General features: G+C 58.4%; 18 protein-coding genes and 3 tRNA genes. 14 read left to right on the top strand and 7 right to left on the bottom strand.

What is annotated here, in order from left to right:
* Positions 1 to 86 precede the first annotated feature (86 nt).
* The gene (locus tag ABUK12_RS12235; RefSeq protein WP_410016498.1) at positions 87 to 560 is read left to right on the top strand and encodes a YhbP family protein; all 474 of its coding nucleotides are present in this window, start codon (positions 87 to 89) and stop codon (positions 558 to 560) included.
* A gap of 22 nt (positions 561 to 582) precedes the next feature.
* Here the strand turns inward: ABUK12_RS12235 and ABUK12_RS12230 are convergent, their stop codons facing one another.
* The 6 genes from ABUK12_RS12230 to rsmC all read right to left on the bottom strand — a co-directional run bounded on the left by ABUK12_RS12230 (position 583) and on the right by rsmC (position 4366).
* Positions 583 to 1104, bottom strand: a complete 522-nt coding sequence (locus ABUK12_RS12230) for a type 1 glutamine amidotransferase domain-containing protein (RefSeq protein WP_410016497.1) — start codon at positions 1102 to 1104, stop codon at positions 583 to 585.
* Between the two features lie 249 nt (positions 1105 to 1353).
* Entirely contained in the window at positions 1354 to 2448 is a 1095-nt protein-coding gene (locus ABUK12_RS12225; RefSeq protein WP_410016496.1) for a GGDEF domain-containing protein, read from the bottom strand.
* A gap of 302 nt (positions 2449 to 2750) precedes the next feature.
* A tRNA-Leu gene (locus tag ABUK12_RS12220) sits at positions 2751 to 2837 on the bottom strand.
* A gap of 92 nt (positions 2838 to 2929) precedes the next feature.
* A tRNA-Leu gene (locus ABUK12_RS12215) sits at positions 2930 to 3016 on the bottom strand.
* 48 nt (positions 3017 to 3064) lie between these two features.
* Positions 3065 to 3151, bottom strand: a tRNA-Leu gene (locus tag ABUK12_RS12210).
* A gap of 156 nt (positions 3152 to 3307) precedes the next feature.
* Positions 3308 to 4366, bottom strand: coding sequence for a 16S rRNA (guanine(1207)-N(2))-methyltransferase RsmC (gene rsmC / locus ABUK12_RS12205; RefSeq protein WP_410016495.1), 1059 nt, complete (start codon positions 4364 to 4366; stop codon positions 3308 to 3310).
* Positions 4367 to 4486: 120 nt separating this feature from the next.
* On the opposite strand from rsmC, the gene ABUK12_RS12200 reads away from it, so the two are divergent.
* The 10 genes from ABUK12_RS12200 (at position 4487) to deoD (ending at position 14017) form a co-directional block, all read left to right on the top strand.
* On the top strand, positions 4487 to 4900 hold the full coding sequence (locus ABUK12_RS12200) for a DNA polymerase III subunit psi (RefSeq protein ID WP_410016494.1): 414 nt from the start codon (positions 4487 to 4489) through the stop codon (positions 4898 to 4900).
* Complete coding sequence (gene rimI, locus ABUK12_RS12195) at positions 4869 to 5312, top strand: ribosomal protein S18-alanine N-acetyltransferase (protein WP_410016493.1); 444 nt, start codon at positions 4869 to 4871, stop codon at positions 5310 to 5312. The genes ABUK12_RS12200 and rimI overlap by 32 nt, the downstream gene beginning before the upstream one ends.
* A gap of 111 nt (positions 5313 to 5423) precedes the next feature.
* A complete protein-coding gene (prfC, locus tag ABUK12_RS12190; RefSeq protein ID WP_410016492.1) occupies positions 5424 to 7013 on the top strand; it encodes a peptide chain release factor 3 in 1590 nt (529 codons plus the stop codon).
* A gap of 414 nt (positions 7014 to 7427) precedes the next feature.
* Positions 7428 to 8024, top strand: coding sequence for a molecular chaperone OsmY (gene osmY, locus ABUK12_RS12185; RefSeq protein WP_410016491.1), 597 nt, complete (start codon positions 7428 to 7430; stop codon positions 8022 to 8024).
* Positions 8025 to 8191: 167 nt separating this feature from the next.
* Positions 8192 to 8353: a DUF1328 domain-containing protein gene (locus ABUK12_RS12180; RefSeq protein ID WP_162364050.1), complete on the top strand. Its 162-nt coding sequence runs from the start codon at positions 8192 to 8194 to the stop codon at positions 8351 to 8353.
* A gap of 240 nt (positions 8354 to 8593) precedes the next feature.
* Positions 8594 to 9382 carry a TatD family hydrolase gene (locus ABUK12_RS12175; protein ID WP_410016490.1) on the top strand — a complete coding sequence of 263 codons (789 nt, stop codon included), beginning with the start codon at positions 8594 to 8596 and terminating at the stop codon, positions 9380 to 9382.
* A 301-nt stretch (positions 9383 to 9683) separates the two neighbouring features.
* Complete coding sequence (deoC, locus tag ABUK12_RS12170) at positions 9684 to 10463, top strand: deoxyribose-phosphate aldolase (protein WP_410016489.1); 780 nt, start codon at positions 9684 to 9686, stop codon at positions 10461 to 10463.
* Between the two features lie 83 nt (positions 10464 to 10546).
* Entirely contained in the window at positions 10547 to 11875 is a 1329-nt protein-coding gene (gene deoA / locus ABUK12_RS12165; protein WP_410016630.1) for a thymidine phosphorylase, read from the top strand.
* 114 nt (positions 11876 to 11989) lie between these two features.
* Positions 11990 to 13219 (top strand): phosphopentomutase, encoded by a 1230-nt coding sequence (gene deoB / locus ABUK12_RS12160; protein ID WP_410016488.1) that lies wholly within the window; start codon positions 11990 to 11992, stop codon positions 13217 to 13219.
* 78 nt (positions 13220 to 13297) lie between these two features.
* Positions 13298 to 14017: a purine-nucleoside phosphorylase gene (gene deoD / locus ABUK12_RS12155; RefSeq protein ID WP_410016487.1), complete on the top strand. Its 720-nt coding sequence runs from the start codon at positions 13298 to 13300 to the stop codon at positions 14015 to 14017.
* Between the two features lie 94 nt (positions 14018 to 14111).
* On the opposite strand, the gene ABUK12_RS12150 is transcribed toward deoD, so the two are convergent.
* On the bottom strand, positions 14112 to 14807 hold the full coding sequence (locus ABUK12_RS12150) for a YtjB family periplasmic protein (protein WP_410016486.1): 696 nt from the start codon (positions 14805 to 14807) through the stop codon (positions 14112 to 14114).
* A gap of 111 nt (positions 14808 to 14918) precedes the next feature.
* Between ABUK12_RS12150 and serB the strand changes: the two genes are divergently transcribed.
* From serB to nadR, 3 genes are read left to right on the top strand one after another with little or no spacing between them, the layout of a single operon-like run.
* Positions 14919 to 15896, top strand: coding sequence for a phosphoserine phosphatase (gene serB, locus ABUK12_RS12145; protein WP_410016485.1), 978 nt, complete (start codon positions 14919 to 14921; stop codon positions 15894 to 15896).
* Between the two features lie 58 nt (positions 15897 to 15954).
* Positions 15955 to 17340 carry a DNA repair protein RadA gene (gene radA / locus ABUK12_RS12140; RefSeq protein WP_410016484.1) on the top strand — a complete coding sequence of 462 codons (1386 nt, stop codon included), beginning with the start codon at positions 15955 to 15957 and terminating at the stop codon, positions 17338 to 17340.
* A 60-nt stretch (positions 17341 to 17400) separates the two neighbouring features.
* Positions 17401 to 18630: a multifunctional transcriptional regulator/nicotinamide-nucleotide adenylyltransferase/ribosylnicotinamide kinase NadR gene (nadR, locus tag ABUK12_RS12135; RefSeq protein WP_410016483.1), complete on the top strand. Its 1230-nt coding sequence runs from the start codon at positions 17401 to 17403 to the stop codon at positions 18628 to 18630.
* Positions 18631 to 18731: the final 101 nt, after the last annotated feature.

Here is an 18731-nt window from a genome sequence, read left to right as displayed (position 1 = left end):
TTGCAAAAGTTGCGCATAATTAATTGGACATGCAAGAACACGTGGCGATATGCTGGTTATAACCTTATAAAGGATAAGAGATTATCGTGCGAACGGACGACCCCCTGAAAGCCATCGTAGCTTACCTGAAAAAGCAGCATGTTTTAACGCTTTGCACCGGCGACGCGCAGACCTTATGGTGCGCCAATTGCTTCTATGTGCTGAACGAACCCGATCTGTCGTTATATATGTTAACGGATCATACCACCCGCCACGGCATCCTGCTGGCGGAGAATCAACATGTCGCCGGCACCATCAGCGATCAGACCGTTACCATCAGTCTTATCAAGGGCATACAGTATAGCGGCGAGGTTAATCAGATCACCGGCGACGCGGCCCAGACGGCGCGCAAGCAGTATACCGCGCGCTTCCCGCTGGCCAAGCTCGCGACCTCGCCCATATGGCGTTTGCGTCTGGATGAAATTAAGCTGACCAACAATAAGCTGGGGTTCGGCACCAAGCTGAGCTGGAAGCGCGAAGACGATGAAGCTGATACAGGCCTGGCCAGTCGCCAGGCCTGAGACCCCGGGCGGATGCCCTGGGTTATTTCTTATTGAGAATACGCAGCGATTCCCGGTTAAACGCCGGTAAATCATCCGGTGTGCGGCTGGTTACCAGGGTATCGTTATCAATGACCACTTCTTTATCAAAAAAGTCGGCGCCGGCATTTTTTAAATCCACCGCCACCGCTTTTACCGTGGTCATTTTTTTACCGCGTACCGCATCGGCGCTTATCAGCAACTGCGGGCCATGGCAAATGGCGAAAATCGGTTTGCCGCTTTGCGCGAAGGCCCGCGTGAAATCAACAAAACGGTCGTCGCCGCGCAAGGAATCAGGCGAGTGGCCGCCGGGCAACAACAGGGCGTCGAATTGGTCCACATTGACCTCGTCGATGGACTTATCAATGGTCACCTTGGCCTCGCCGCGCTTGCCGGTGACGGTTTGGCCCGCTTTTTTATCGATGGTGATGACCTGGTGTCCGGCCTGCTGATAGGTCTGGGCCGGCGAGGTAAACTCCGCATCTTCGAATTCATCAGTAATTAAGACTGCGATTTTTTTGCTCATCCTGTCCTCCGTCAGATGAATAATGAACTGTCCTAAGCCTAGTGCCGGATTGGCCCGTCAGCAAGTTTGTTTATTAACTGTATATAATATAATCGGTTAGCGTTAATTGACGGCGGGATATTGGGGTAGGCGCGGGTGCGGGTTATTAAGATAATACTGAGGGATATTTTGCTGAAATATAAATGTCTCTCCCGGCGGCCTTATAAATAATGGCGGGCCGCGGCATTAAACGCGGCCCGGGCATTCATATCAGGATTCAGCCGTTTGGGTATTTTGCCTAAAAGAATTTAACGGGGCGATTTCGACCGAATTCCTGCCGCGTTTTTTTGCCAAATATAGGGCGCCATCGGCAGCGGTAAGCGAAGCTTCTATATCGCTGTCGGCCATAATGGCAATTCCGGCGCTAAGGGTCACGGTGGTGGAAACCTGATCGTTAAATAAATGCGGGATTTTTAAATCCAGCACGGCCTGCCTGACATTTTCAGCACAGGTCAGGGCATATCCGTCATCGACGTCTATCAGCAGTATCAGGAACTCCTCGCCGCCGTAGCGCACCACGATGTCCCGGGAGCGCACCGCATCGCGAATAGCCACAGCTACGGCGACCAAGGCCTTGTCGCCCATGGTGTGGCCGTAATTGTCGTTGTAGGCTTTGAAATGGTCGATATCCAGCAGCAGAATATAATGGCTGGTGGGGCCGTTGCCCGTCAGGTTGCTGAGCTTGTTTTGCAGGCCCCGGCGGTTAAACAGGCCGGTAAGGGGATCTATCATGCTGAGATCGCTGAATTTTTCCCGTTCTTCGCTGAGCCGGTTGACCAGTTCCGCCGTAAAGGCTTCGCTGCGTTTTTGCATCAGGCTGTGCAGCGTAAAGCTTATCAGCGGCAGCGCAATGGTGAACAGCAAGACCAGGATATGGTTGAACTGATCCAGCACGATAACCATCAGCGCCGGCGGCAGGCTGTGCAGGCAAAACGCCACGAAATAATCGGCCAGCGAAATAGCGCTGATGAAAAATACCATCATCAGGCTGAAGAGCAGGAAATTATTCTCAGCGGGCTGAAGCTGGTTATAGCGCACGGCGATATGCCAGGCCCAGAGTAAGCCAATAATAATTGCAAAAACATTCAGTTGATGAGCATAATTTCTCATTTTGTAATTACTCATCATTAAAGTAATTACACAAACGATCGCCACCAGTATGGATGGCGGCGTGGGAGAATGGGTATTATTCAGGGCGGTGGCGACATAAAAAACCGAAAAAGCGATATTAAGCAGCAAAAACAATAGCAACGACAGGCGAAGCTTACTCCTGCGGAGTTCTTCATAGCTGTAGGTATTTATCATGTCTTAACTTTTTAGCCCCGGCTGTCCACTATGGCAATAACAGACGACAAGAATTCTGAATAAACTATGATTATTAATAATTTGGTATCGTTATTATGAAAGTTTGGCTTAGAAAATTAATAGAATAATTTAACAGCTTTACACGTGGCTGTCACTCGCCGATGGAGCGTGATGCGAAAACAGGGGAAAAGAAGCCGTAGAGGCTGGAGGGGCGCAGCGTAGCTGCATGCCTGACCGACGCGACGGACTGACGAAGGGTCAGCGGCGCTGCGGTATCTACCGTGAAAAAACGAGCATGAATATGGTGCGAAGGGAGGGACTTGAACCCTCACGTCCGTAAGGACACTAACACCTGAAGCTAGCGCGTCTACCAATTCCGCCACCATCGCAGGCTATTCATCTCATACTTACACGTAAAACTTTTTATTCAGAACAGGCCGCCTGTACCGGGGTACGGCGTGCTTTCGTTCTGGTTACCGATTGGTGCGAAGGGAGGGACTTGAACCCTCACGTCCGTAAGGACACTAACACCTGAAGCTAGCGCGTCTACCAATTCCGCCACCATCGCGTGCAATCCGGCAACATCTTTTTATGCTAATAACATCGTGGTTGTATTTGGTGCGAAGGGAGGGACTTGAACCCTCACGTCCGAAAGGACACTAACACCTGAAGCTAGCGCGTCTACCAATTCCGCCACCATCGCCCGGCACCGGCAAGGCATAAGCCCTGCCACCACGGAGGCGAATTCTAGAGGTTTTAGCGTCAACGTCAATAATTATTTAAACCAAAGCGGGTATTTAGCGCAAAAAAATAGCCGCCGCCGCATCGGCGCGCGCGGCGGCGGCGGGAGGGTTGCCCGTTAGCCGCGTTTGCCGGCTTTATCTTTATCCTTGCCGCGCGAGACGGTATGGACCGCCTGGAAAACCTTGAAGCGGCCATTTTGCGCCAGCACGGCATGGCTGCCGAAAATGGAATCCAGCAAGGCCGGATAGGGCAAAAACGCATTGGCGACGATGCGCAACTGCCCGCCGATGCGCAAATGGGTTAACGCGCCGCGGATCAGGTTTTCGGCCGCCTGCAGATTGGTATGCATGCCGTCGTGGAACGGCGGGTTGGAAATAATCAGGTCAAAACGTCCCGGCATCGCTGAATACACATCGCTGACGACCACGTTGCCGGTCAGGCCGTTCGCCTCGAGCGTGGCCTGGCTTGCGGCCAGCGCCGGCGCGTGTACATCCCCGAGGGTCAGCTTAATGCCCGGCGAGCGTTTCGCCAGGACGGCGGCCAGGACGCCGGTTCCGCAGCCGATATCGGCCACCTCGCCGCTGAGCGGCTGATCAAAGGTGGACAACAGCAGTTGGCTGCCGCTGTCGAGCCCGTCGCGGCTGAATACGCCCGGCAGCGTTTTCACCGTCAACCCGTTGAGCTGATATTCGTTCCAGTAAGACTCGAGGTCGAAGCGCGGCGCTGTTTCCAGCCGGCCGTGATACAGGCCGCAGCGGCGGGCGCTGTCGATTTTCACCAGGGGACAGTAGGGCGCCAGGAACGGCTCGGCGCTGCGTACGCCGCTGCGGTTTTCCCCCACCACGAAGACATCGCTGCCCACCGGCAGCAGCGCGAGGAGGTTGGTGAGCTGGAACTGTGCTTCCGGCTTATTTTTCGGCCAGAAATAGAGTAAAGTATCGCATTCGCGGACAAATTCCGCGTCGGCGACCAGGCCGTACTGCACGGACCCATCGTCCATTTTATCGCGCAGTGCCAGACAGTGGTGATACCAGGCGGTGTGGACACATACGTTTTGGGCGTCCAGTTCCGCCGGCAGGAGATCCTGCACATCGCCGGCGAACAGTACGCGTTTATCTGAAAAAATGTCCTCGTGACGGAGTATGACTTCACTGGCTGGTGTTAATACTGACATGCGACAAAGGCTCCTCATTAATCTGAGCGGGGAGTATAGTGCTTTATTGTCCGATGTTCGATGGACTTTATCGCCTGATGTGCGATGGATTGATATGCAACGACCGCGAATAGGATCAGTATGGCGTCGAGACGAGACTGGCAGTTACAGCAATTGGGCATCACGCAATGGGCGTTGCGACGCCCCGCGTCCCTGCAGGGAGAAGTGGCGGTCGTCCTGCCCGCCGATGTCCGCCTGCTGCTGATAGCCAGCCCCTTGCCGCCCATCGACCATCCCCTGGTGGGCGATGTGGCGCGCAGCCTGGATCTTGCGCCCGGTCAGCTGTATCCGCTCACGCCGGAACAGGTGGCGATGCTGCCGGAAGACACCCGCTGCCATAGCTGGTGGCTCGGGCGCGAGGCGACGCGTCCCCTGTCCGGTGTTTCCCTTTTCACCCCGCCGCTGGCTGAACTGCTGGGCAACGCAGCAGCCAAGCGCGATCTTTGGCGGCAGATTTGTCATCATGAACCAGATTTCCGCGCTGACGGTCTCTGACCTGGCCGCCGCCTGGCATATAGAGCAGGCCAGCCACGCGTTCCCCTGGACGGCGAAAACCTTTGCCAGCAACCAGGGCGAGCGTTACCTGAATCTCAAGCTGACCGTGGCGGATACCCTGGCGGCGTTCGCCATCACCCAGACCGTGCTGGACGAGGCGACGCTGTTCAACATTGCCGTGCATCCGGATTTCCAGCGCCGCGGCCTGGGCCGATCGTTGCTGGAACATCTCATCGCCCAATTGGAACAGCGAGATATCCTGACGCTGTGGCTGGAGGTGCGGCAATCCAACCGGCCCGCCATCGCGCTGTACCGGTCCCTTGGCTTTAACGATGTCACGGTGCGCCGTGATTACTACCCGTCCGCCGTCGGGCGCGAGGATGCCATCATCATGGCGCTGCCGCTGGGGTGAACCGCACCGCCGCGCGCCAGTGCGCACACTATCAATGCGCACTTTCTCCATGTAGAATCTAGCACCAGCGATCCAGCCCATAATTTGTATGTACCCATCGAGAAACAGAAGATGAAGAATGCCACTTACGCCGCGGAAGTTGCGGCTCGGCGCACTTTTGCGATTATTTCGCACCCCGACGCCGGTAAAACCACCATCACCGAAAAAGTGCTGTTATTCGGGCACGCCATTCTTACCGCCGGTACGGTAAAGGGCCGCGGCTCAAGCCATCATGCCAAATCCGACTGGATGGAAATGGAAAAGCAGCGCGGCATTTCCATTACCACCTCGGTGATGCAATTCCCTTACCGGGACGCCCTGGTCAACCTGCTCGATACGCCGGGGCATGAAGATTTCTCCGAAGATACGTACCGCACGCTGACGGCGGTGGACTGCTGCCTGATGGTCATCGACTCCGCGAAAGGCGTCGAAGATCGTACCCGTAAACTGATGGAGGTGACGCGCCTGCGCGATACGCCGATCCTGACCTTTATGAACAAGGTCGATCGCGATATCCGCGATCCGACGGAACTGCTCGACGAGGTCGAACACGAGCTGCGCATCGCCTGCGCGCCCATCACCTGGCCCATTGGCTGCGGCAAGCTGTTTAAAGGGGTTTATCATCTCTACAAGGATGAGACCTATCTTTACCAGACCGGTAAAGGCCATACCATCCAGGAAGTGCGCACGGTCAAGGGGTTGCATAATCCGGATCTTGACGCGGCCATCGGCGAGGATCTGGCGGCGCAGCTGCGCGAGGAGCTGGAGCTGGTGCAGGGCGCCTCGCACGAGTTCGAAGAGCAGGCTTTCCTGCGCGGCGAGCTGACCCCGGTGTTTTTCGGCACCGCCTTGGGCAACTTTGGCGTCGATCATATGCTGGACGGCCTGGTTGAATGGGCGCCGCCGCCGATGCCGCGCAAGACCAATACCCGCGTCGTCACCGCCGATGAAGAAAAATTTACCGGCTTTGTGTTTAAGATCCAGGCGAATATGGACCCGAAACACCGTGACCGCGTGGCGTTTATGCGCGTGGTGTCGGGACGTTATGAAACCGGCATGAAGCTGCGCCAGGTCCGCACGGGCAAGGATGTGGTGATTGCCGATGCGCTGACGTTCATGGCCGGCGACCGCTCGCATATCGAAGAGGCGTATCCCGGCGATATCATCGGCCTGCACAACCACGGCACCATCCAGATTGGCGATACCTTCACCCAGGGCGAGGACATGAAGTTTACCGGCATCCCCAACTTCGCGCCGGAAATGTTCCGCCGTATCCGCCTGCGCGACCCGCTCAAGCAAAAGCAATTGCTGAAAGGGCTGGTCCAGCTGTCGGAAGAGGGCGCGGTTCAGGTATTCCGCCCGCTGACCAACAATGACCTGATTGTCGGCGCGGTCGGGGTGTTGCAGTTTGAAGTGGTGGTGGCCCGCCTGAAAAGCGAATACAACGTCGAGGCGCTGTATGAGTCGGTCAATGTGTCCACCGCCCGCTGGGTCGAATGCGCCGATGTGAAAAAACTCGAGGAGTTCAAGCGCAAGAACGAACTGAACCTGGCCCTGGACGGCGGCGATAACCTTTCTTATATTGCTCCGAGCATGGTTAACCTCAACCTGACCCAGGAACGCTATCCCGACATCCATTTCCACAAAACCCGCGAGCATTGATCCTCCCGGCGCGAGTTTTTCGCCCGTCCCCGCGCGCCCGCCTTTTTTAGCCGCGGCGTGGGGACGGAATCCACCGCCTTTCCTGTCGCGCCGCGCCTTGCGGCCGGAATGGTTATGTCCGCGCCGGGGTGCGGAATGTTCCTAAATCCTTGCTTAATCATTGGATTTAAGCTTTTTTTCCCGGATAACAATGCAATTTGTTATTTCTAGTCTATAGTTAAATTGTCTCTGACGGAGCGGTTAAATAAGCTAATAAAACCGTGCAAATCAGTATGATACGCTGCTCTTTATCACGAGAGCGGTATTTCTGCATTTTTGGATGCTTCCCCAGCCGAACGCGGGAGGCAGTTAGACCGGCCGCTATTTGTGGCGAAAACACCCTGATTCGGGTGGCAAGTTAAAAAGGAAACATCAATGAATAAGATCACGATGACAAAAACGCTCACGGCTATGGTTTTAGGTTCCATCCTGGCGGCTTCCACCGCGATGGCTAACGATACCATCAAGACAGAGGCGAACAGCACCGGCGCCAAAATCGATAATACGATGAAGACCGCCTCAAACTATATGGGCGACAGCGCGGTAACCGCCAAGGTGAAAAGCGCGTTGGTCGGCGATAAAGGTATCAACAGCACCGACATTTCCGTGGTGACCAATAACGGCGTAGTGACCCTGAGCGGCTTTGTGACCAACCAGGCCCAGGCTGAACGCGCCGTTACCGCCGCCAAATCCGTTGAAGGCGTGACCTCGGTCAGCGACAAGCTGCACGTGAAGGAAACGACCAACGCTTCGGTGAAAACCTATGCCGGCGACACGGCGATTACCAGCGAAGTGAAAGCCAAGCTGCTTGCCGATAGCATCGTCCCGTCCCGCAACGTGAAAGTGGAAACGTCCGACGGCATCGTGCAACTGAGCGGCCACGTTAAAAATGCCCGTGAAGCCTCGCGCGCCGAAAGCGTCGCCAAAGCAGTTGACGGCGTGAAAAGTGTCAAAAACGATCTTAAGTACTAATCTCTAAAGAACCAACGGTCAATGTCGCTTTGCGTTGCCGGTGCGCAGCGCAGGGCGATACCGTGTACGGCAAAACCAATAGTATTAAGCCGGTCCGGGGCGTTTAACGTCCGTGTTTCCCGGTAACACGAGAATTGTATTTCCATCATTTGGGTAAGGAGAAGCTTATGTTTCGTTGGGGCATTATTTTTCTGGTCATTGCCTTGATTGCGGCAGCATTAGGGTTCGGTGGTTTGGCAGGCACGGCGGCATGGGCGGCTAAAATCGTCTTCGTCGTGGGTATTATCCTGTTCCTGATAAGCCTGTTTACCGGCCGTCGCCGTATGTAGCCTTATCAGCGGGCCCCCGGTCCGTTAAGCAGTAACCGATAGATAGGGTTATTATCCGGAGAGGGAGTCAATACGCATCATGTTGACGACCTCTCCGGAGCGTTTTTCAGGTCCCCGCGCACCACCCCTCCCAGCCGTTAATGCGTGGTTCCCTTTCCTCTCCGCGCACGTGCTAAAGATGCTACTATTTACTTTTCCTCCTCCCTTTTGGGTGCGCCAGGCACGCGCAGGTAATACGCGATGATAAATCCGGTCTTTATCGATACCCATTGCCATTTTGATTTTGCCCCCTTCAGCGGTCACGAAACCGACAGCCTCGCCCTGGCCGCCGCGGCCGGCGTGCAGCGCATTATCGTGCCGGCGGTGGAGGCGGAGCGCTTTGCCGCCGTGCTGGCATTGGCCGACGCCCATGAGGCGCTGTATGCCGCCTTGGGCCTGCACCCCATCGCCATCACCCGCCATGATGACGCCGGGCTGTCGGCCCTGGCGCATCATTTGCGCCGGCCTCATCCACGACTGGTGGCGGTGGGGGAAATCGGCCTGGACAATTATATGGCGGAGCCCATGATGCCGCGCCAGGAAGCGTTATTGGCGGCCCAACTCCAGTTAGCCGGCCGCCATGATCTGCCGGTGATCCTGCATTCCCGGCGCACCCACGATCGCCTGGCGCAGATTTTGCGGCGCCATGATTTACCGCGCACCGGGGTGGTGCACGGGTTCGCCGGCAGCTACGAGCAGGCGGTGGCGTTTACCAAATTGGGTTATTATATCGGCGTCGGCGGCACCATTACCTATGAGCGCGCCAATAAAACACGCCAGGTAATGGCCAGGCTGCCCCTGGACCGCTTGCTGCTGGAAACCGACGCGCCCGATATGCCGGTGTCCGGCTTTCAGGGGCAGGCCAATCGTCCCGAACGCCTGCGCGTGACCTTTGCGTCGTTATGCGCGCTCAGGCCGGAGCCGCCGGAGCAGATTGCCGAAATAATATACCGCAATACCCTGGATTTATTCGGTTTGCCCTGTCAATAGCAAAATTTTCCGGCTGATAATCGGGATCGCACGCATAAATCTCAATCCTTAAGCAGCTTATTATCGTCGATTGTGGAAAAATAGAGCCAGCGCGTAAGGCAGGATGCGTTTACCCTGCGTCTTTGATTCAGGCTTATGCGGTGAGAGGGATCTTTAACGCCCGGAAATCAGCATGGTTCCGGGTCTTTCTTCATGGAACCAAGTCCGCTCGCCAACGTTACGGCGCGTTATCGCGATAGCCATGACGCCCCTTTTACAGATTCGGTTGCTACGTCGCCACACCGAAAAGTTGGAGAGTATTATGATTGATTTAACCGTTGCGGCCCGCCGTGCGTTGGGTCTGATGGATCTTACCACCCTGAATGATGACGATACCGCCGACAGCGTCGTCAGCCTGTGCCGACAGGCGAAAAGCCCGGCCGGCAATACCGCCGCCGTTTGCATCTACCCCCGCTTTATTCCCGTCGCCAGGCGCGCCTTGCAGCGCCAGGGCACGCCGGATATTCGGATTGCCACGGTCGCCAATTTCCCCCATGGCGATGACGATGCCGCCATTGCGCTGGCGGAAACACGCGCTTCGGTAGCCTACGGCGCGGATGAAGTCGATGTGGTGTTTCCCTATCGGGCGCTGATGGCCGGCAATGAACAACTGGGATTTGATCTGGTCGCCGGCTGCAAGGCGCTGTGCGCCGACAGCGGCGTGCTGCTGAAGGTGATCCTGGAAACCGGCGAGCTGCGCCGTCCGGAGCTTATCCGGCGCGCCGCCGAAATCGCCATCGACGCCGGCGCTGATTTTATTAAAACCTCCACCGGCAAGGTGCCGGTCAATGCCACGCTTTCAAGCGTTGAAATCATGCTGTCGGTTATCCATGACAAAGGCGTCGGCGCGCACGTGGGCGTAAAACCGGCGGGCGGCGTGCGCACCGCGGCGGAAGCGGCGGCCTACCTGGCGCTGGCGGACCGGATCATGGGGCCGCTGTGGGCTGACGCCCGGCATTTCCGCTTCGGCGCATCAAGCCTGCTGGCCAGCCTGCTCACCGTATTGGGCCAGGATATGCAGGTCACGGATAACGGTTATTGATCCCCTGATTGAGCATTGGAGAAGGCAATGACAAACCCGCCCGTTTCCGGGCGATAGCCATTTTTGTTTTGCAGGGGGTAACCGTGTTCCTGGCACAAGAAATTATTCGTAAAAAACGCGACGGCGAGCCGCTGAGTGAAGAAGAGATTCGGTTTTTCATCAATGGGGTCCGCGATAATACGGTTTCGGAAGGGCAGATCGCCGCCCTGGCGATGACCGTTTTTTTCCGCGACATGGATATTCGGGAACGGGTGGCGCTGACGCTGGCGATGCGCGACTCGGGCCATGTGCTTAACTGGCAGAACAGCGCCCTGGGCGGGCCGGTGCTGGATAAGCATTCGACCGGCGGCGTGGGTGATGTCACCTCGCTGATGCTGGGGCCGATGATTGCCGCCTGCGGCGGCTACGTGCCGATGGTTTCCGGCCGCGGACTGGGCCATACCGGCGGCACGCTCGATAAGCTCGAATCGATCCCGGGGCTGAATATTTTCCCTGACGATCAGGCGTTCCGCGCGATGATAAAACAGGTCGGCGTGGCGATCATCGGCCAGACCAACTCCCTGGCGCCGGCGGATAAACGGTTTTACGCCGTCCGCGACATCACGGCCACGGTGGATTCCATTGCGCTGATTACCGCCTCGATATTGGCCAAAAAACTGGCCGAGGGCCTGGATGCGCTGGTGATGGATGTGAAAGTCGGATCCGGGGCGTTGATGCCCGATTACCCGCAGTCCGAAGCGCTGGCGCGCGCTATCGTCGGCGTCGCCAACGGCGCCGGGTGCAAGACCACGGCGCTGTTGACCGATATGAACCAGGTCCTGGCGTCCAGCGCCGGCAATGCCCTGGAAGTGCGCGAGGCGGTGCGCTTCCTTACCGGCGAACAGCGTAATCCCAGACTGTATGAGGTCACCATGGCCTTGTGCAGCGAAATGATGGTGTCGTCGGGATTGGCGGCCACCGAACCGCTGGCGATGGCGCGGCTGCAGCAGGTACTGGACAATGGGGAAGCGGCGGAGCGTTTTGGCCGCATGATCGCGGCACAGGGCGGTCCGCATGATTTTATCAGCCGTTATGAGCACTATTTGCCCAAAGCCACGCTGAGCAAGCCGGTGCTCGCCGAACAAGCGGGTTTTATCGGCGCCATGGACACCCGCGCCCTGGGCCTGGCCGTGGTGGCTATGGGCGGCGGGCGCCGGCGCGCCGGCGATGCCATCGACTATAGCGTCGGTTTAACCGACATGGCGCGCCTGGGCGATGCGGTGCAGCCCGGACAGCCGCTGGCGAATATCCACGCCGCCAGCGAAGCCGGCTGGATGCAGGCGGCGGAGACGGTGCGCGCGGCCATTACCCTCACGCCGCAGCCGCCTGAAGCCCTGCCGGTGATTTACCGGCGTATCGCGGCGGATGACTGACTGCGCGGGGACGCTTCCGGCGACGATATCGTTCGCCGGGATACATGCGATTTTTTCTGATCCGCCGGGCCGGGGCCCTTATCCGGCGGGCGGATCAATCAGTTGGAGAAGACAATGAAACGTACCTATATCATGGTGCTCGACTCGTTCGGCATCGGCGCCGCCGCGGATGCGGAAAAATTCGGCGACAGCGGCTCGGATACCCTGGGCCATATTGCCGAACGATGCCAGCGCGGCGAGGCCAACCAGGGCCGCAGCGGACCGCTGCGGCTGCCCAACCTGTCGCGCCTGGGACTGGGAAAGGCCGCCGAGGAATCCACCGGGCATTTTCCCCCGGGGCTTGACCGCGACGCGGACATTATCGGCGCCTATGCCTACGCCAGCGAAATCTCCTCGGGCAAGGATACCCCGTCCGGACATTGGGAAATCGCCGGGGTACCGGTGATGTTTGACTGGGGCTATTTCCCCGATCCCCAGAACAGCTTCCCGCAGGAACTGCTGGACCGGCTGGTCGCCGATGCCGGGCTGCCGGGATATCTGGGCAACTGTCACTCTTCCGGCACGGTGATCCTGGATCAACTGGGCGAGGAGCATATGCGTACCGGCAAGCCGATTTTCTATACCTCCGCCGATTCGGTTTTCCAGATAGCCTGTCATGAAGAACGGTTCGGCCTGCAACGTTTGTACGACCTCTGCGAGCTGGCCCGGGAGATGCTGACCGCCGGCGGCTACAATATCGGCCGGGTGATCGCCCGGCCGTTTACCGGCGATAAAAGCGGTCATTTCCAGCGCACCGGCAACCGCCATGATCTGGCGGTGGAGCCGCCCTCCGCCACGGTATTGCAAAAGCTGGTGGAAGAAAAGGGCGGGCAGGTGGTGTCGGTGGGCAAGATCGCCGATATCTACGCCCAGGTGGGCATCACTAAAAAAATCAAGGCCACCGGCCTGGATGCGCTGTTCGACGCGACGTTGCGTGAAATGGAACTCGCGGGCGATAACACCATCGTCTTTACCAACTTTGTCGATTTTGATTCATCCTATGGCCACCGCCGCGACGTGGCCGGCTATGCGGCGGCGCTGGAGCTGTTCGACCGCCGCCTGCCGGAACTGCTCGCGCGGGTGACCGGCGAGGATATGATCATTCTGACCGCCGATCACGGCTGCGATCCCACCTGGCGCGGCACCGATCATACCCGCGAGCACGTGCCGGTGTTACTCTACGGCCCCGCCATCCGGCCGGGGTCCTATGGGCACCGCCGGACCTTCGCCGATATCGGCCAGACGGTGGCGGATTATTTTGGCCTGACACCCATGGATTATGGTAAATCCATCCTCCAGGCATGAAGGTAGTCAGGATTTTGCCTGTCCCGGCGCGGGCCGGGACAACGTTATTTTTTATTATTGAGTATAAGGAAAACCAACATGGCGACGCCGCATATTAACGCTGAACGAGGTGATTTTGCCGATGTGGTCCTGATGCCCGGCGATCCACTGCGGGCGCAGCACATCGCCAATCACTTCCTCACGCAACCGCGCGAAGTCAATAACGTCCGCGGCATGCTGGGCTATACCGGCAGCTACAAAGGCCGGGCCATTTCAGTTATGGGCCACGGCATGGGCATCCCGTCCTGCTCCATTTACACCAAGGAGCTGATTACCGAGTTCGGGGTTGAACAGATCATCCGGGTCGGGTCCTGCGGCGCGCTGCGCGGCGATGTCAATGTGCGCGACGTGGTGATCGGCATGGGCGCCTGCACCGATTCCAAGGTTAACCGCATGCGTTTCAAGGATCATGACTTTGCGGCCATTGCCGATTATGACCTGCTGCGCCACGCGGTGGACGCGGCCAAGGCGGCGGGGGTCAATGTGCGCGTCGGCAATCTGTTCTCGGCGGATCTGTTTTATACCCCCGATCCGCAGATGTTCGACGTCATGGAAAAATACGGCGTCCTGGGCGTGGAAATGGAAGCCGCCGGTATCTACGGCGTGGCCGCGGAATTCGGCGCCAGGGCGCTGGCCATCTGCACCGTGTCCGACCATATCCGTACCGGCGAGGCCTTAAGCGCGGCGGATCGCCAGACCACGTTTAACGAGATGATCGAAATCGCGCTGGAGTCGGTGCTGCGCGGCGACGCGGCATAAAGACCACGCGGCCGGCGGCAAGGCGTCAACGCGCTGTTCCGCCGGTCAAGACGCGCAGGTTGGCAACGGCGCAAGGCGTGCCTGATGCGCGCGCTTAGTCGGTTTTGGTCCGCGCAGGATCATCGGGCGTGGCCGCAGCCGGGGCCGGCGCGTCGTTTTCGTCCCCTTTGCGTTCCGCCAACGGCGTGCTGGCGGTCAGCAGGTACGGGGACTGCTGCCAGCGGCTGCGGCGGTTTTGCAGCAGGGTGCGGGCCAGGATAATACCGATGGCCAGCGCCAGCAGAATCATCAGGCGCAGCAGGTTGGTGGTGTTATCCACCTGTTTGGCTTCGGTTTCCAGCACATGGGTATCAAGGGTCAGGCGGATAAAACCGCTGGGTCCGTCCTTATCGATAATGGTACGCACCAGTTGATGGTTAAAATAGCTGCCGGCGCGCTGGTGTTCGATAGCCAGCCGGTCGCGCACGCTGATGGTCTCCCCGGCGCGGGCTATAAGGCTGCCGTCCATGCTGTATACGCTGGCATCCAGGATACGGCTGCCCTGGGTAAGGGTGTCCAGTATCGACTGGATGGGGGCATTGTTTTCCTCGCTGTCGGCCATCAGCGGCGCCAGTTGCCCCGCCAGCTGTCCTATCAGGGTGCCGGCCAGCTCATCCACCTGCGCCGAGCGGGCCATTTGATGGCTCAGGCTGAACCAGGACGCGCCCTGCATCAGGAAGACCAGCAGCGTCACGCAGATAAGCACGATGGCGGTGCGGTGTAAACGAAACGAGTGTCTGGCCCGGAGCATGGGATTCCTTTACTATTCTGAACGCTTTATGTTGCCAGAAGCGTCGACGATAGGATAGCTTGATGCGCGATGTTTTATCATGACGGTTATCCATGACTACAGGAGTGATTGATGCCTATTAGTTTGACGTACTGCGATCTCCCCGCCGGGATTTCACAGTGGCCGGGTCTCCCGTTATCATTAAGCGGCGACGAGGTCATGCCGCTGGATTACCGGGCCGGTCATACCGGCTGGCTGCTGTACGGCAAGGCGTTGGATAAATTTTCCCTTACCCGTTTCCAGCGTCGCCTGGGCGCGGCGATGGTTATCGTCTCCGCCTGGCATGTTGAAGACTACCAGGTGGTCAGGCTGGCCGGTCCGCTGACCGGGCTGGCCGCGCAGCTGGCCGCGGAGATGGAGCTGGATGTCGCGCCGTTTGGCAAAACGCCGCATCTGCATGCCCCGGGACTGCTGGTCATGGACATGGATTCCACCGCCATCCAGATAGAATGCATTGATGAAATCGCCAAACTGGCGGGCACGGGCGAGGAAGTCGCCGCCGTTACCGAACGCGCCATGCGCGGCGAGCTGGATTTCGCCGCCAGCCTGCGCCAGCGCGTGGCGACCCTGAAGGGCGCCGACGCCGATATCCTGCGCCAGGTGCGGGACGGTTTACCGTTGACGCCGGGCCTGGGCTCCCTGGTGACCAAATTGCAAAGCCTGGGCTGGCAGATAGCCATCGCTTCCGGCGGATTTACCTATTTCGCCGACTACCTGCGCGACCGATTTCACCTGGTCGCTGTGGCGGCCAATGAACTGGGCATCCGCGACGGTAAGTTCACCGGCGAGGTGGTGGGGCCCATCGTCGATGCCGCCTATAAAGCCCGCATGCTGACCACCCTGGCGGAGCGGCTGGAAATCCCGCTGCACCAGACGGTGGCCATCGGCGACGGCGCCAATGACCTGTTGATGCTACAATCTGCGGGCCTGGGTATCGCATATCATGCCAAGCCCAAGGTGAATAAGCAGAGTAAGGTCATTATCCGCCATGCGGATCTGCTGGGCGTGCTGTGTATCCTGACCGGCAATCTTAAGAATGAAGAGCGCTAGGCGGCCGCCATGTGTTCCCTAGGCGGGTCTTCATTGTTTTCTCATTTCCGAGGTCATTGTGGCTAAAGCGGCGAAACGGGCATTTGTCTGTAATGAATGCGGGGCGGAATATCCGCGCTGGCAGGGCCAGTGCAGCGCCTGTGAAGCCTGGAATACCATCACCGAGGTCCGGGTGGCGTCTACCCCCGCCGCCGTGCGTAACGACCGCTTCAGCGGCTATTCCGGCGAAGCCGGCGTCAGCCGGGTGCGCAGGCTGGCGGATATCAGTCCCGAGGAACTGCCCCGTTTTTCCACGGGGTTCAAGGAGTTCGACCGGGTGCTGGGCGGCGGCGTGGTGCCGGGCAGCGCCATTTTGATCGGCGGCAGCCCCGGCGCCGGTAAAAGCACCCTGCTGCTGCAAACCCTGTGTAAATTGTCCGAACAGATGAAAACGCTGTATGTCACCGGCGAGGAGTCGTTGCAGCAGGTCGCCATGCGCGCGCACCGGCTGGCGCTGCCCACGGGCGGCCTGAACATGCTCTCGGAAACCAGCATCGAGCAAATCTGTCTGATTGCGGCCGAGGAAAAGCCGCGCCTGATGGTGATCGATTCCATCCAGGTGATGCATATGGCGGACATCCAGTCGTCGCCGGGCAGCGTTTCGCAGGTGCGGGAAACCGCCGCCTACCTGACCCGGTTCGCCAAAACCCAGGGCGTGGCGATCCTGATGGTCGGCCACGTGACCAAGGATGGCTCCCTGGCCGGCCCCAAGGTACTGGAACACTGTATCGACTGTTCCATCATGCTCGACGGTGATTCGGACTCCCGTTTCCGCACCCTGCGCAGTCATAAAAACCGCTTTGGGGCGGTGAACGAGCTGGGGGTGTTCGCCATGACCGAACAGGGATTGCGGGAAGTCAGCAATCCGTCGGCCATTTTTCTCAGCCGCGGCGAGGAGATGACGCCCGGCAGCAGCGTGATGGTGGTTTGGGAAGGCACCCGTCCCCTGCTGGTGGAAATCCAGGCGCTGGTGGATCACTCCATGCTGGCCAATCCACGCCGGGTGGCGGTGGGCCTGGAGCAAAACCGTCTGGCGATCCTGCTGGCGGTGCTGCATCGCCACGGCGGCTTGCAAATGGCCGATCAGGATGTCTTTGTCAATGTGGTCGGCGGCGTCAAGGTGACGGAAACCAGCGCCGACCTGGCGCTGATGCTGGCGATGGTGTCCAGCCTGCGCGATCGTCCGTTGCCGCGGGATTTGGTGGTATTTGGCGAAGTGGGGCTGGCCGGCGAGATCCGCCCGGTGCCCAGCGGCCAGGAGCGCATTGCGGAGGCGGCCAAGCACGGTTTTCGCCGCGCCATCGTGCCCTTTGCCAATGTGCCGAAAAAAGCGCAGGACAATATGCAGATTTTTGGCGTGAAAAAGCTGGCCGACGCGCTGGACATCCTTGCCGAGCTTGAATGACCGGCGCGTTTACCGGCTGACGCCATGCGGATTTTTGCTTAAGCCATCAGAGGGAGGCGTATGTCGTCATTCGATTACCTGAAGAGTGCGATTAAACAACAGGGATGTACCCTACAGCAGGTCGCCGAGGCCAGCGGCATGACCAAAGGCTACCTCAGCCAGTTGCTGAACGCCAAAATCAAAAGCCCCAGCGCGCAGAAGCTGGAGGCCATCCACCGTTTCCTCGGGCTGGAGTTTCCGCGGCGGGAAAGGAAAATCGGCGTTATTTTCGGCAAGTTCTATCCCCTGCATACCGGCCATATCTACCTGATCCAGCGGGCGTGCAGCCAGGTGGACGAGCTGCACGTGATCCTCGGCTACGACGAGCCGCGCGATCGCAAATTATTTGAAGACAGCGCCATGTCGCAGCAGCCCACCGTCAGCGACAGGCTGCGCTGGCTGCTGCAAACCTTTAAATACCAGAAGAACATCCATATCCACGCCTTTAACGAGCAGGGCATGGAGCCTTATCCGCACGGCTGGGATGTCTGGAGCCGCGGCATTACCTCCTTTATGAAAGAGAAGGGCATCGCGCCGGGGTTTATCTATTCAAGCGAAGCGCGGGATGTTTCGCGCTACCGCGAGCATTTGGGCATCGAGACCATACTGGTCGACCCCAACCGGTCGTTTATGTCGATCAGCGGCGAGCAAATCCGCCAGGATCCGTTCCGTTATTGGGAATATATCCCGACTGAGGTCAAGCCGTTCTTTGTACGCACCGTGGCGTTAATCGGCGGCGAGTCCAGCGGTAAATCCACCATGGTCAATAAACTGGCCAATATCTTTAATACCAGCAGCGCCTGGGAGTACGGCCGTGAATACATTTTCTCCCATCTGGGCGGCGATGAAATGGCGCTGCAGTATTCCGACTACGACAAGATCGCCCTGGGCCAGGCGCAATATATCGACTTCGCGGTGAAATACGCCAATAAAGTGGCGTTTATCGACACGGATTTCGTTACCAGCCAGGCGTTCTGCAAACGCTATCATGGCCGCGAGCATCCCTTTGTCCAGGCGATGATTGACGAGTACCGTTTTGATTTGGTTATTTTATTAAAGAATAATACGCCCTGGGTGGCCGACGGGTTGCGCAGCCTGGGCAATCCGGTGGATCGCGACGGTTTCCAGCGGCTGCTGGAGGACCTGCTTAACGCGAATAATATTCCCTTTGTGCGCATCGACGCGCCGGACTATGACCAGCGCTTTTTGCAATGCATCGATCTGGTGCGGGACCTGCTGGGGCAACGGTAAGCCTGGCGCCAGCCGCAAGCGAAACCCCCGCCAAGGTTGCCTGCGTCAATGAAGAAAAAATTCGCCGGTCCAGGGCGCCTCATTGGCATGAGGCGCCCATC

Origin of the sequence: Sodalis sp. C49, from assembly GCF_046352915.1 — a bacterium.
In the GTDB taxonomy this organism is placed as follows: domain Bacteria; phylum Pseudomonadota; class Gammaproteobacteria; order Enterobacterales; family Enterobacteriaceae; genus Acerihabitans.
The sequence above is the reverse complement of the archived record's forward strand: the minus strand, read 5'-3'. Positions and strand labels throughout refer to the sequence as shown.